This is a genomic window from Maribacter sp. MAR_2009_72, from assembly GCF_007827235.1.
Taxonomy (GTDB): Bacteria; Bacteroidota; Bacteroidia; order Flavobacteriales; family Flavobacteriaceae; genus Maribacter; species Maribacter sedimenticola.
The window spans coordinates 2,661,205-2,675,117 of sequence record NZ_VISB01000001.1; the positions used below are offsets into that span (position 1 = coordinate 2,661,205).

At 37.7% G+C, this 13,913-nt stretch carries 14 protein-coding genes; 6 read left to right on the plus strand and 8 right to left on the minus strand.

What is annotated here, in order from left to right; translation table 11 throughout:
• Nucleotides 1-121: 121 nt before the first annotated feature.
• The 3 genes from rpmF to pdxA all read right to left on the minus strand — a co-directional run bounded on the left by rpmF (nt 122) and on the right by pdxA (nt 2,028).
• Nucleotides 122-319 (minus strand): 50S ribosomal protein L32, encoded by a 198-nt coding sequence (gene rpmF, locus JM81_RS11235; protein ID WP_089261118.1) that lies wholly within the window; start codon nt 317-319, stop codon nt 122-124.
• A gap of 7 nt (nt 320-326) precedes the next feature.
• On the minus strand, nt 327-857 hold the full coding sequence (locus JM81_RS11240; RefSeq protein WP_144803454.1) for a YceD family protein: 531 nt from the start codon (nt 855-857) through the stop codon (nt 327-329).
• Nucleotides 858-975: 118 nt separating this feature from the next.
• The gene (gene pdxA, locus JM81_RS11245) at nt 976-2,028 is read right to left on the minus strand and encodes a 4-hydroxythreonine-4-phosphate dehydrogenase PdxA (protein WP_144805631.1); all 1,053 of its coding nucleotides are present in this window, start codon (nt 2,026-2,028) and stop codon (nt 976-978) included.
• 60 nt (nt 2,029-2,088) lie between these two features.
• On the opposite strand from pdxA, the gene JM81_RS11250 reads away from it, so the two are divergent.
• Complete coding sequence (locus JM81_RS11250) at nt 2,089-2,673, plus strand: riboflavin synthase (RefSeq protein ID WP_144803457.1); 585 nt, start codon at nt 2,089-2,091, stop codon at nt 2,671-2,673.
• Here the strand turns inward: JM81_RS11250 and JM81_RS11255 are convergent, their stop codons facing one another.
• Both JM81_RS11255 and JM81_RS11260 read right to left on the minus strand, forming a co-directional pair.
• Nucleotides 2,674-3,759, minus strand: a complete 1,086-nt coding sequence (locus JM81_RS11255; protein WP_144803460.1) for an acyltransferase family protein — start codon at nt 3,757-3,759, stop codon at nt 2,674-2,676.
• Nucleotides 3,760-3,769: 10 nt separating this feature from the next.
• On the minus strand, nt 3,770-5,581 hold the full coding sequence (locus JM81_RS11260) for a sodium:solute symporter family protein (protein WP_089261123.1): 1,812 nt from the start codon (nt 5,579-5,581) through the stop codon (nt 3,770-3,772).
• Between the two features lie 75 nt (nt 5,582-5,656).
• Here JM81_RS11260 and JM81_RS11265 point away from each other — a divergent pair, with 75 nt between their 5' ends.
• A complete protein-coding gene (locus JM81_RS11265) occupies nt 5,657-6,412 on the plus strand; it encodes a sulfite exporter TauE/SafE family protein (protein WP_245838925.1) in 756 nt (251 codons plus the stop codon).
• 115 nt (nt 6,413-6,527) lie between these two features.
• Complete coding sequence (locus JM81_RS11270; protein WP_144803462.1) at nt 6,528-8,051, plus strand: GH3 auxin-responsive promoter family protein; 1,524 nt, start codon at nt 6,528-6,530, stop codon at nt 8,049-8,051.
• Nucleotides 8,052-8,058: 7 nt separating this feature from the next.
• Here the strand turns inward: JM81_RS11270 and JM81_RS11275 are convergent, their stop codons facing one another.
• Together JM81_RS11275 and cls are read right to left on the minus strand one after the other, a co-directional pair.
• The gene (locus tag JM81_RS11275; protein ID WP_315897750.1) at nt 8,059-8,664 is read right to left on the minus strand and encodes a hypothetical protein; all 606 of its coding nucleotides are present in this window, start codon (nt 8,662-8,664) and stop codon (nt 8,059-8,061) included.
• A gap of 18 nt (nt 8,665-8,682) precedes the next feature.
• The gene (gene cls, locus JM81_RS11280) at nt 8,683-10,107 is read right to left on the minus strand and encodes a cardiolipin synthase (RefSeq protein ID WP_089261127.1); all 1,425 of its coding nucleotides are present in this window, start codon (nt 10,105-10,107) and stop codon (nt 8,683-8,685) included.
• A 132-nt stretch (nt 10,108-10,239) separates the two neighbouring features.
• On the opposite strand from cls, the gene JM81_RS11285 reads away from it, so the two are divergent.
• Together JM81_RS11285 and JM81_RS11290 are read left to right on the plus strand one after the other, a co-directional pair.
• A complete protein-coding gene (locus JM81_RS11285; RefSeq protein ID WP_144803465.1) occupies nt 10,240-10,656 on the plus strand; it encodes an arsenate reductase family protein in 417 nt (138 codons plus the stop codon).
• An 85-nt stretch (nt 10,657-10,741) separates the two neighbouring features.
• Nucleotides 10,742-12,298 carry a hypothetical protein gene (locus JM81_RS11290; RefSeq protein ID WP_144803467.1) on the plus strand — a complete coding sequence of 519 codons (1,557 nt, stop codon included), beginning with the start codon at nt 10,742-10,744 and terminating at the stop codon, nt 12,296-12,298.
• 63 nt (nt 12,299-12,361) lie between these two features.
• Here JM81_RS11290 and JM81_RS11295 read toward each other — a convergent pair whose 3' ends face one another.
• Nucleotides 12,362-12,544, minus strand: coding sequence for a hypothetical protein (locus tag JM81_RS11295; RefSeq protein WP_089261272.1), 183 nt, complete (start codon nt 12,542-12,544; stop codon nt 12,362-12,364).
• 266 nt (nt 12,545-12,810) lie between these two features.
• Here JM81_RS11295 and JM81_RS11300 point away from each other — a divergent pair, with 266 nt between their 5' ends.
• Nucleotides 12,811-13,857, plus strand: coding sequence for a helix-turn-helix domain-containing protein (locus JM81_RS11300; RefSeq protein ID WP_089261130.1), 1,047 nt, complete (start codon nt 12,811-12,813; stop codon nt 13,855-13,857).
• Nucleotides 13,858-13,913: the final 56 nt, after the last annotated feature.

The window sequence follows — 13,913 nt, forward strand, 5'->3', positions numbered from 1 at the left end:
TAATTGAAATTGGCCTTAAAACCTTAAACATTTGAAATACAAAGCACAAAAGAACAAATAAAGGATAAAAAAAGCTCCCTACTTCATACGAAATGGGAGCTTTATATTTTTATAAAAGGTCTTAAGCCTCTGCTTCTTCAGTTTTATCTACCAAAACCTGACCTCTGTAGTGAAGTTTACCTTCATGCCAGTGAGCTCTATGATACAAGTGCATTTCTCCTGTTGTGGAGTCTTGCGCCAATGTTGGGGCTACCGCCTTATAATGTGTTCTTCTCTTGTCTCTCCTTGTTTTGGAAATTTTTCTTTTAGGATGTGCCATTTAAACCTTATTTATCCGTTAATAGTTTTTTTAATTCATCCCACCGGGGATCGTTCTCTTCTTTATCTGTTCTTTTCTCTTTTGGCCGAAGCTCATTTAACCTGTCTAAAACCCCTGACTGTAACGTGCCATCTTCTATACCAGGATGAATTCTTTTCTGCGGAACTGCCAATACTAGCATTTCATACACATACTGCGCAATGTTCAATTGGTGTTCCCCATGGGGAAGTATCAAAATTTCATCATCCTCATCATTGAACTCCTCCCCAAATTTTACAACCAGATGTAACTCTCCATCTATAGGTTGCTCATAAGGCTCACTAGTAATATCACAATTTACATTTACCGTTCCAGATGCCTCTAAATCAAGCTCTAACATTGTACTAGATTTATAAAGTACAACGTCTAAATTGACATTTGCAGCATTGAACTCATCGTATCCAAAAGAATCAAAGAACGTATTATCAATCTGGTAATTAAAGTGGTGTTTTCCCTGCTTCAATCCTGAGAAAGGAATATTAAACTCCTTTTGCTTCATCACGTACACACTTAATTTAACAATATTGGCCCATAAAAGGCGGGTGCAAAGATACTATTATTTTAATAAAAGGCAATAGTTATCAACTATTTATCTTTATAACTTTTTACCCTCAAAATTACCGCTCTCTCTTTAATCGTTGTTTTTTTAATACATCCTTGGTAAGCTCTTGATATTCCGTCCTGTTCTTGAAAATCTTTAACGCCATAAATACCGCTTCTTTGAAGGAACTGGCATCTGCCACGCCTTTACCGGCAATTTCATAAGCGGTACCATGATCCGGAGACGTCCTAACCTTATTTAGTCCTGCCGTAAAATTAACCCCCTGTCCAAAAGATATGGTCTTAAAAGGTATTAATCCTTGATCATGGTAAGCAGCTAATATAGCATCAAATTTTTTATATCCGTCAGAACCAAAAAAGCTATCTGCAGAATAAGGCCCGTAAACCAGATGCCCCATATTGGCCATTTCCTTAATTACCGGTTTCAACACCTCATCATCTTCCTTGCCAATTACCCCATTATCCCCACTATGCGGATTTATGCCCAGCAATGCAATTTTAGGTTTGCGAACACCAAAATCTACCATGAGCGATTTTTCAATGGTGTTCACCTTATCCCTTATCAATCTTGGTATAATCGCGGAGGAGACATCCTTGACCGCTACGTGGTCTGTAAGTAGCCCAATTTTTAAAGTATCGGTAACCATGAACATTAAACTTTCCCCTTCAAGCTCCTGAGCCAGATAATCTGTATGACCGGGAAATTTGAAATCATCTGATTGTATATTGTTCTTGTTGATGGGGGCAGTGACCAGCACATCTATTTCACCTTTTTTCAGCGCATCTACGGCAGCGAACAACGATTTTAAGGCATATTTGCCCCCGTCTTCGGTGGCTTGTCCAAAATTAATTCTCGGTACTTCTTTCCATACATTTACAATATTCAACTTATTATCAATTGCCTTGGATGCGGAGGGCACCCCATTAAATACAATGTTAAGCCCCAACACCTTCATCTGATGGGAAACGGTTTTGTTCGATGCAAAAATAACCGGGGTGCAGAAGTCTAACATTCTATTATCCTCAAAGGTTTTCAAAGCCACTTCACAGCCTATTCCATTTAAGTCTCCTATTGAAATCCCTAACTTGATTTTACTATTTTCCTCCATGATAATCTGTACCTTTGTACTGAATTTTGAATATCCAAAATTACTTAAATTAAACGACACATGTTTACTGGTATTATTGAAACATTAGGTAAGGTTACCGCTCTTGATCCCAAAGGCGGCAATTTAGATATCACCATAGAATCTACCCTTGCCCAAGACTTAAAAATTGACCAAAGTGTTGCTCATAACGGCGTATGCCTTACGGTGGTAAGCCTAACGGATACTACCTATACGGTTACCGCAATTGCGGAGACCCTTAAAAAAACAAATTTAGAATTTCTTAAGGTAAACGACCTCGTTAATCTGGAACGCGCTATGATCCTGGGGTCAAGATTAGATGGCCATATAGTACAAGGCCATGTGGACCAAACCGGTAAATGTACCGGTGTTAAGGAAGAAAACGGTAGTTGGATATTTTCCTTTAGCTATGATGCCGCAACCGGCAACCCTACCATAGAAAAAGGATCCATCACTATAGACGGAACAAGTTTAACGGTCGTTAATTCAGGAACAAATACTTTTGATGTTGCTATAATACCGTATACCTATGAACATACCCGATTCAATACCTATAAAGAAGGAACTATCGTTAATTTGGAGTTTGACGTAATTGGAAAATATGTGGTAAAATTGATGCTCAAGTAATTACACCTTGATGAAAATTTTTCTTTGATATAGAATATACCCTATTAAACTATAGAATAGGACCACACTTAACCCATATAATAACGAGGAGGTTTTTAGGGCAAGGAAATCATGGACAAAAATATTCTGGAACAACCAACCATGCAATGAGGTCTCTCCTATTTTTATTTGGCCCATTACCTTACTGATAAAGCTAGAAAGAAAATAAATTACGATGGCATTGGCACCTCCATATCTAAAAATAGACCCAAATTCTAATTTTTTTACATCGGTCAAATAGTAAATAAGAGCAAGAATAAGGTTAGCCCAACCTGCGGTGACCAATACAAAGCTACTGGTCCATAAAGCCTTGTTTATTGGAAATACAATATCCCACAAATGACCTAATATCAAAAAACTGCCCCCTAGACCCATTAATATTGTAGCCTTCTTTTCTTGATCGGAGGTAAGGATCAATCCCGTAAATACTCCTAATAATGCACTGGCCATAGCAGGTATGGTACTTAGAAAACCTTCCGGGTCATAATCCGCCTTATAGTTATGGGAACCAAATACTTTTACATCTATCCAATTTGCCAAATTATTGGGTGCTCTATCTAAAGTTGAAGCAATACCTTCTACGGGAACAAAGGTCATTAATAACCAATACCCGATCAGCAATATTCCGGTAACCCAAATTAACTTTTTCCAATTTAAGTTAATGAACAAAATCGCGGTAAAGAAGAATACCACACCTATACGCTGCAACACGCCGGGAAACCTAATGTCACTAAAATTTTTAAAAAATGGATAGTGAATTAAAAATGCTCCCAAGAAAAGCCCCAACGCTATTAACTTAAAGGCCCTTATCGCAATTTTTCTGTAAGCTTTGGCATCAACGGTTCTGTTTTTATAAGAAAAGGCAGTAGATGTTCCTACAATGAAGAGAAAGAAAGGAAATACCAAATCTGTAGGGGTATACCCATGCCAATCTGCATGAAGGAGGGGGGCATATACATTTGACCATGTACCCGGGGTATTTACCAACACCATGAGCAAAATGGTTGCGCCCCTAAATATATCTACCGATAAAATTCTATTGCGCATTATACCTCCATTATAGTATGTTTCCTTTTAGTTTGTTCCATGCCTTGACCAATAACAGACCGGCAACAATTGATATTACGGTCAATACCATTGCCTGTGTTGTTCTACCGTAAATCCAATACCCCGTAGCAAACATTATGGCATAAATAAGGACCACTCCCAGAAGCATAGCAGAGATGCCTGCTGGCACACTCCATTTTTCCTTTGTTCTTACGATTTCTACAGATGCATCATTGGCTTCGGTTACCACTTTGGCCCAACCTGGTCCGCCCGGCTGAATCTTTTTATAAAATCCACGTAAGGTTTCATTTGATTCCGGTTGTGTCATAAACGTGGCTATTAGCCAAATAATAGTGGTCACTACTACAATAAAGATATATTCTGACCAATCTGGCAATACCCCGGTGTCCGCAGCAAATAGAAAAGCCCCTACCGGTGTAAGTTTCAATATAATGGAAATTATACCTGATGCAAACATCGCTGTAATTTCACTCCAAGCGTTTATACGCCACCAAAACCATCTAAGGATGAAAATTAATCCGGTTCCCGCACCAAAAGCCAACAATACATCAAATAATTGAAGTGCATTTTGCAACAACAAGGCCAATACCGCACTAAATATCATTAAGACCACAGTAGAAATTCTACCTACGGCTACCAACCTTTTTTCCGAAGCGTTGGGATTGATCTGTTGTTTATAAAAATCATATACAATGTATGAAGAGCCCCAGTTCAACTGGGTACTAATGGTACTCATGTACGCTGCCACCAAAGAAGCCAAAACTACTCCCAATAATCCGCTTGGTAGTTTTGTCAACATAGCCGAATAGGCTAAATCATGACCTAATTTATCTGCAGTTACATTTGGAAAAGCTTCCTGTATACTCGCCAAATCCGGATACACGACTATGGAGGCCAATGCAACTAAAATCCAAGGCCATGGCCTTAACGCATAATGCATAATATTAAAAAAGAATGTTGCCCCAATAGCATGGTTCTCATCTTTTGCAGCTAACATACGCTGGGCTATGTAACCCCCGCCACCTGGTTCTGCCCCAGGATACCAGGAACTCCACCACTGCACCGCCAATGGGATGATAAATAAGGTAATCAATGCTTTTTTGTTACTAAAATCGGGGAGTATGTTCAATTTCTCGGTAACATTTTCATTTGCCATCAAAGCTTCTATACCGCCTACTTCCGGAATATTAACCAAATAATAAGCAGCTCCTATTGCTCCTGCCATAGCCACAAAGAACAACAGAAAATCCGTATATACCACTCCTTTAAACCCCCCAAGGGCACTAAAAGTTACCGTAATCAACCCTGCACTTACGACCGTCTGCCACGGCTCAAGCCCTAACATAATACTCCCGATCTTAATTGCTGCCAAGGTAACTGCAGACATGGTAATGACATTAAAGATTACTCCAAGGTATACCGCCCTGAATTTTCTTAAGAAACTTGCAGGTTTACCACCATATCGCATTTCATAAAATTCTAAATCAGTATTTACATTGGACTTACGCCAAAGTTTGGCATATACGAATACGGTTAACATTCCGGTAATCAAAAAACACCACCATACCCAATTTCCAGAAACACCATTGGTACGGACAATATCCGTTACCAAATTGGGTGTATCCGTAGAAAATGTCGTTGCTACCATGGATAGCCCCAATAACCACCATGGCATTGTACGTCCGGAAAGAAAAAATTCAGAGGAATTTTTGCCTGATTTTTTAGATACGTAAACGCCTATGCCCAAGACAAGTGAGAAAAAAACTATGATAAAGGCATAGTCCAAGGTACTGAGTTCCATAAAATGGTTTTTGGTTGATTGTTAAAGATATGTTTTTTTAGGATATTTTTGTCGCTAATACGCTAAACGTACTACGTGCTACTATCAATGACTTCTGAAATTACCCCAACCGCATGGATTCTTGCTTATGGGGCTACATTTATCATAGGATTATCCAAAGCTGGCATAAAGGGAATTGCAGTATTGAACGTAACTTTTATGGCTTTGGCTTTTGGAGCCAAGGAATCTACCGGTATGGTAGTTCCGCTATTGATATTGGCAGATATTTTCGCAGTCATTTATTATAATAGATATACCCAATGGAACTATGTTTTTAAAGTGCTTCCTTGGATGGTACTGGGCCTTTTGATCGGTGTGTTCATCGGCAAGGACCTTCCCGAGAAATTCTTTAAGATAGGCATGTCCATTATTATTATCATTACCGTTTTCATGATGTATTGGTGGGACCGTAAAAAAACAAAATCCGTACCTACACACTGGGCATTTGCCAGCTCTATAGGTACCGTTGCTGGTATAACCACCATGGTTGGCAATCTGGCCGGGGCATTCTCCAACATTTATTTTTTGGCCATGCGCTTACCCAAAAACCATTTTATAGGCACAGCGGCCTGGTTGTTCCTTATTATTAATATTATGAAATTGCCCTTTCATTTTTTCGTGTGGGAAACAATTTCGTTCCAATCCCTTTCCTTGAACCTCATGCTCTTGCCCGGAATACTTTTTGGTTTTTTTGCGGGAGTGCGATTTATTAAGGTTATTAAAGAAGCATTCTTTAGAAAAATGATCTTGGTCCTGACCGCTGTTGGGGCTATTTTAATAATGTTGAGCTAAACTTTCCTTTTTTATTACAAACAAAATTGAATAACGTCTGTTTATTTGAGAAACGAGTCATTCCCTACCCTATAGAACCCTTAATTTTATAGCATAATCCAGCCATATATATGCTATGAATATTATAGGTAATTTTATTAAGGGGGTCATTAACGTAACCGACAAGATTACCGGTGAGGATAACCCGGTACAAGATCAACAGGAAATCCTGAAAACATTACTGGAAACGGCTAAGGATACCGCATTTGGCAAAGCATATAAGTTCGATGAAATGCTGAACGATGAGCACATGCAGCAAACCTTTAAAAATCGCGTTCCTTATTTTGATTACAACCAAATTAATGACCAATGGTGGCAAAAACTACACGAAGGCCAGACCGATGTTACATGGCCCGGTAGCCCAGATTATTTTGCGCTAAGTTCAGGCACCACTGGCAAAAGCAGCAAACGAATACCGGTAACCAATGAAATGATCGATGCTATTAGACAGGCAGGAATAAAACAGGTGTTGGCATTATCCAACTTTGACCTTCCGGCAGATTTTTTTGAAACAGGTATCTTAATGTTGGGCAGTTCCACTGATCTGGTTGAGCACAATGACCATTTAGAAGGTGAAATTAGCGGTATCAGCGCAAGCAATATTCCCTCTTGGTTCAGCGGATATTATAAGCCGGGAAAGGAAATTGCACAAATAGACGATTGGGACGAACGTGTTGCAAAGATTGCGGAAAAGGCTGCCGATTGGGATATAGGAGCGTTAAGCGGAATTCCTTCCTGGATAGAATTGATGTTGAAAGAAGTCATAAAAAAACACAAGCTTAATAACATTCATGAAATATGGCCCAACCTAAAGGTATACACCTCTGGCGGAGTTGCATTTGGACCTTACGAAAAGAGTTTTAATGCTTTAATGGGCAAACCTGTTACCGTAATTGATACCTATTTGGCTTCTGAAGGTTTTATTGCTTTTCAAGCCAGACCCGAAACTGATGCCATGAAATTGGTGACGGACAATGGAATTTATTTTGAATTTGTTCCTTTTGATCCCGATTATATTTTGGAAGATGGTTCGTTGGCACAAGATGCCCCGTCATTATCCCTTTCAGAAGTACGCACTGGACAAAACTATGTACTGATCATTAGTACCGTAAGCGGCGCATGGCGCTACTTAATTGGTGATACCATTGAATTTACAGATGTGGAACGTGCAGAAATCAAAATTACCGGCCGTACCAAGTTTTTTCTTAATACCGTAGGTTCCCAACTATCCGTCAATAAATTGGATGACGCCCTACAGGAGGTTATGCATACCTTTGATATTGAAATACCAGAATATACGTTATGCGCAAAAAAATATAAGGATGGTTTTTATCATACATGGTATCTGGGGACAACCGCAACCATAGACCCCAAGAAAGTGGCCAAAAAACTGGATGACTCCTTAAAAGAAGCGAATAAAAACTATACAGTAGCCCGATCAAAGGCATTGAAAGGAGTGAAAGTATTTATGGTAGAACCAGAAATTTTCTATGAATGGAACGATGCTAATAAAAAGAAGGGCGGACAGGTAAAAATGGAGCGAGTAATGAATGAGGAGAAATTTGCCGCATGGGAAGATTTTGTGGACAAGCAAAGCTAATTAAACCTTATTCATCTATTTCATCCTTATCGCGCTCTTCCACCAAGAGCATTATCTCTTCTGGCGAAAGATAAAAGTTTTTAATACGCTCTACATATTTTGGTGCTAACCCTGCTTTTTCAAGAATAAACTCCTTAGTGGCCAATATATAGGTTTCCATACCGTGGTTTACCGCAAACGAATCTGCCCTACGTTCCGCTTCCCTAATGTACTTTTTTGAGGTGAGGTAACTAAATCCAAAACCTATTAAATTAAATCCACTACGCTTTTGAAAATCCATGATATGTCCTAATTCATGGCCTAGCCAACCGATCATTATCTTGGCCGGCATGTCTTTGGTATAATACACAGAATCGGCAATGTTTATTTTTTCGCTGATCAATATTTTATAGGACCTATTTTTTTTTGATTTGAAAATGCTGGAGAATTTAGGTTGCGCCTGCATGGTAGATTTTTTAATGTTCTTCTTGAACTTGAATTCTATTGCTGTATCTTCCAATTCCGGATAATGTGCCAAGGCAATTTTTGCTTCTTCTAGTATTTCATTGGGTATTTTGTGCTGTGCGTTTGCCGCCATAGGTATGCTTAATATTAAAAGGAATAAAATTTTCAAGTTGTATAATTTGCTTTGTTATAATAAGGGACTGAAGAATTTGGCAAGACCTTCCAAAAATTTACTGAATGCAGATCTTTTTTTAAAGGAATCCAATTCCAATTTTACCTCTGCCTTGCAATGAGACATAAAAAATTTTTCTATCTCCCCTGCCTTTTTATCATCATATAAAATGGCGTTGGTCTCAAAATTATGCTCAAAACTTCTATAGTCAAAATTTCCTGACCCCACGGATACGATTTCACTATCTATAATAATAACTTTACTATGAGAGAAATCAGGTCTTAAATAAATATGCGTTCCTACTTCCAATAAATTTTCAAAGGTTGAAAACATGCTGTATTGTGCCAAAAGCGAATCAGATTTTCTTGGGGTAAGCAATGTTACCTTAACCCCACTAAGTGCTGCAATCCTTAACGCCTCCAAGACAGGTTCACCTGGTATAAAATAAGGGTTGGCTATACAAATACTTTCCTTGGCAATATTGATCATGGCCAAATATTGTTGCATTATTGCGGGGTATCTTGAATCAGGACCGCTTGAGATTACCTGTGCAACTGTCTCTCCTTGGGGTGCTATCTTTGGAAAATATTTATCCTGTAGCAACAGTTCTTCCTTACCTGCAAAATGATAATCCTTTACAAATATGCGTTGTAAACTGTTTACTGCCGGACCGTTAATCTGTATATGCAAATCCTGCCATATACCTAGTTCAGAAACCGGCTTCATATATTTATCGGATACATTGAACCCTCCGGTGAACCCAATTTTGCCGTCCACAATGACAATCTTTCTGTGGTTTCTATAATTTAGGGTAAACAACAGGTTCCCAAATCTTATGGGCAGGGTAGAATGCGCCTTAACACCTATCTTCCTAAACCGTTTAACGACCTTGCCCCGCATGGAATTACTGCCTAATGAATCGTACAACATTCTTATTTCCACGCCTTCCTTTACCTTTTGTTGAAAAAGTTCATAAAACCGGTCAAGGAGCATGCCGTCCTCTAAAATATAATACTGCATATGTATAAACTCCTTGGCTTCTTCTATGGCCTTAAATATGGCGCCAAAAGTTTCTTCCCCACTGTTCAACAAGGTAATTTTATTGCCCTCATAAGGTGCAAAATAGCTGTTCTTCCTAATAAGCGAGGCAAGTTTATTCTGCTTGTAATCCTTAAATTCATGAACACTTTGCTTTCCCCCTTTTAATTCTTTGTAAGTTTCTGAATATAGCCTTCGTTTTTCAGTCTGTTTTAATTTGAACAGTTTAAATTTTCGGCGATTGATACCAAAAAGATAATAGAAAAGAGGTCCCAAGAATGGTAATATTATGACCGATAATGACCAACTGATCATCTTGGTGGCCCTAGAACCATTAAAAATGATATTGATAATACTCCATAAAGTAACCGTAATATATGCAAGCCAAAAAAGAGTCGTCATCAGTACAATTTTGTTCTACAACAAGATAGTGTATTTTAAGGTGTAGCTAAACCTCTATAATCGTTTAAGATACTTTTCATTTGATACGAGTTAATTATAAAACTTAGTTGTGACTAATTTTATAAAAAAGTGATGGGAACAATTGCTATGGACAAAAAACAGATAACGCTATATTATAGCTCATTGAATTCTTTAGGGAAACAGGTAAATGCATATGTTGAATCTTCTGAAATGGAACATTTGACCATAGATATTGCCAAAACCAACGTTACCGGCACCCAATGGGCCGAACTGGCCGATGGACTGAACAAGAATATTTCCGAATTGATAGACCAAGATCATGCCGACTTTAAAAAAATATACGGTGAGAAAGAGGTCAATCTCGACAATGACGGATGGTTAAAAGTACTGGACAAGAATCCAAGTCTTTTAAAATATCCTATAGTGATACAAGGCAAAAAGTTTATTGAATTAGAAAGTGCATCGGACTTTAAGCAATACATGAAACCTGATAGTGCCGGGTTAGAGAAACCATATAAAAAAGAGTAGACATCTTACCTAGGCGTAAATTGCATTGCTAATTTTAACCTATAGTGCCCAAAAATTCCTAACGTTAAAATAACTGGCAATTTGCATGAACAAATTTTTAAAATGGTCCATAGCGTTAGGCTTTTTGATTATTGGGGGATACTTGATCGCTCAATGGCAAATGAAAGTGCAGGTCATTGACTTTCTCAATAAAAAAATTCCAAACCATATAGATTTTGCTTATGACAACCTAACGGTCAACCTACTCAAAGGAAATCTACATTTCAATGAAATTGAAGTGGTAAGCCTTGGTAAACAGACTTCATCTTGTGAAATAATGGTTAGCGCCCAACAATTATCCATTAGCGGGTTTAGCTATTGGAACCTATTTATAAATAAATCAATACACGTAAAATCCTTACATCTATTACAACCCGACCTGAAGTTCAAAACATGTTCCAAGGATAATGGCGATGGTAATACTAACCAAGCCAATCCTATAAAACTGTTGAAGGAAATATATATTGACGAGGTAGTTCTTAAATCTGGCAAGGTATCCATTCTAAATGCCAAAGAGGACAAAGAACTGTTATCCGTAGCGGCCATAGACGTTCAGCTAAATGAAATTACTACGAATCCAGAAATAATTACGGAATATATACCTTTTAGATTTTCGGATTACCATATAACCGTAAATGAGCTAAATGCACCTTTGGGTAACTTTGAACAGTTGCATATGGGCTCAATAACTCTGAACAGTTCAACCATAGAGGTTGCTGATATTGTATTGAATACCACCTTGTCAAAAAAAGCCTTGAGCCAAAAAATAAGAGTTCAACGGGACCATATTGATTTACAGATTCCTGGTATTAAAATTACCGATCATACCTATAAACGGCAAAATGATACCCTACAGGTAAATTTTGCCACCATGTCCTTAAATACCCCCATTTTAGAAGTATACCGTGATAAATCCAAATTAGAGGATTTTACCAGAAAACCTTTATACGCGGAAATGCTGCGCAATTTACCCTTTCATATTAATATAGATGCAACGACCATTACCGAGGCTACCATTATTTATGAAGAAAACATTCCCAACGAAGTAAAAGCCGGTGCCTTGAGCTTTGAACAATTAAATGCATCTATAGACCACCTATCCAACATAAAGAATTCTGGAGATAACGTGGATATAAAAATTGAATCTGACCTAATGGGCGCAGGCAAGTTTAACTTAAATTGGAAATTCAATGTACATGACGAACACAACAGATTTGTAATTAGTGGAGGCTTGTCCAATTTTAAGACCGAAAGATTAAATGAATTTCTTACCCCAAACCTTAGAACCCAAACAACAGGAACCATAGATCAAATGTATTTTACAATATCCGGTGATGATTATACGGCCAATGGAGATATTAAAATGAACTATGAGGATTTTAAGTTCCAGGTATTGGACAAGGAGCGTAAAGGGGTCAAAAAAATTCTTTCCTTTATTGGCAACCTATTTATCAACGATGGCTCCAAAGCAGATGAAGATGGTTTTCGTTATGGCACAATTTCTACAGAACGCATACAACATAAATCATTCTTCAATTATTTGTGGATAAGCCTACAGGACGGATTGTTGGACGTTCTTACCGGAAGTGGTAAAAAAGAGTAACTATCATAATTAAAAAAGCCAGACAATTAACTTGCCTGGCTCTTATATGCGCTATACTACGTATTAGTTGTCATCAGTTGCATCCTCAACAGCATCTTCAACTTCTTCCGCACCTTCTTCAATGCCATCACCAACATCCTCTATTCCTTCTTCCATTTTTTCTCCTGCTGTTTTTTCTTCCCTACAACTCATTGCAACGCTAATAGTCATAAGTGCAAAGACAAACATTAATATCGATTTTCTCATAATAGTGATTTTAATTAGGTTAATACTCTTAAACGATACATCAATAAAAACAATTATCAATATAGCTATCGCTCCCAGCAAAGTTGCAACAATTGACAAGCATAGCTTAATGGTAAAAAAACAAATATTGACTCATCTGAATTTTAAGGTTATTAGATTGATTTACAATAAACTATACTTTATTCCAATTGGCCGAACGAAACACTATGCCTTAAAAGCTATGTTTTTTAATCTTATATTGTGCGCATAAAATCAGGGGACAATTCATGAGCAGTAAAAAAGAACTTAAGGAACTGAATATTGTTGATGTCGTTAAGGATATTGCCGCTAGGTTGCGCATAGAGTATCAAGAAGAGAACAATGAAATTTGCCTGGATATACCAGATGAAGCCGGCACAGGACACATAAGGGCCATTAGCTTTTCTCACGGTGTAGGTTTAATGGAAGTTGATATACGGTTAAAAAAAGAGGTAAGGTTTGACCTCAACAAATCCTTGGTACAACCCTTAGAGATTATTTTTAACAGGGAAAGTTCAATTTTTCATGAATTTAACGGCCAGGATAAACAGACGGAAATCATGCGGTTGGAAAGCGCTATTTTTTCCTGCAATAGCAAATATGGAAATGTATTGACCATAAAGGCAAACGAACCGGTATGCTTTATTAATCTGGAAATCAACAGAAAATTGTTCGAGGAGAAAATTGAATCATTCTTACCGGAAATGAACGAGGACCTAGAAGGACTTTTTAGGGATGTAAATGGAATTAATCTATTTTTTCACAAAGGCCATTTTTCTTTGGATATAGCAAAATGCATAGAGGAAATCAACGAAACGGAAGATACTGGTTTTACAAAAAGTGTGTTCATAGAAGGTAAATGCTACGAAATACTTGCCCACCATTTAAGACAATATGTAGATGATACCTCCCCAGATCAAAAACGTACCATTTTAAGGCAATCTACAGTGGTGAAGATTGAAGAAGCTGCCAATATTATAAGCCAGAACTTGGAACATACCATAAGTATTATAGCACTGGCCAAAAAGGTAGGTCTTAATCAGAATACCTTGCAAAATGGATTTCAAAGTCTTTTTAAACTTTCCGTAAAAGAGTACGCCCAAAACAAACGTTTGGAAATGGCTCAACATTTAATGGAAACCACAACATTAAATTGCACTGAAATAACATATAGGATCGGCATAAACTCTAGAAGTTACTTTTCTAAATTATTTAAACAGCGCTATGCCATGACACCCAAACAGTATATGCAAAAACTTCGTACAATGAACCTGGAGAACAAGAAGACCATTTAAAACGTTCTGCCAATATCTTGTTGTAATACTACCCTAATAACAACTTATCATTTATC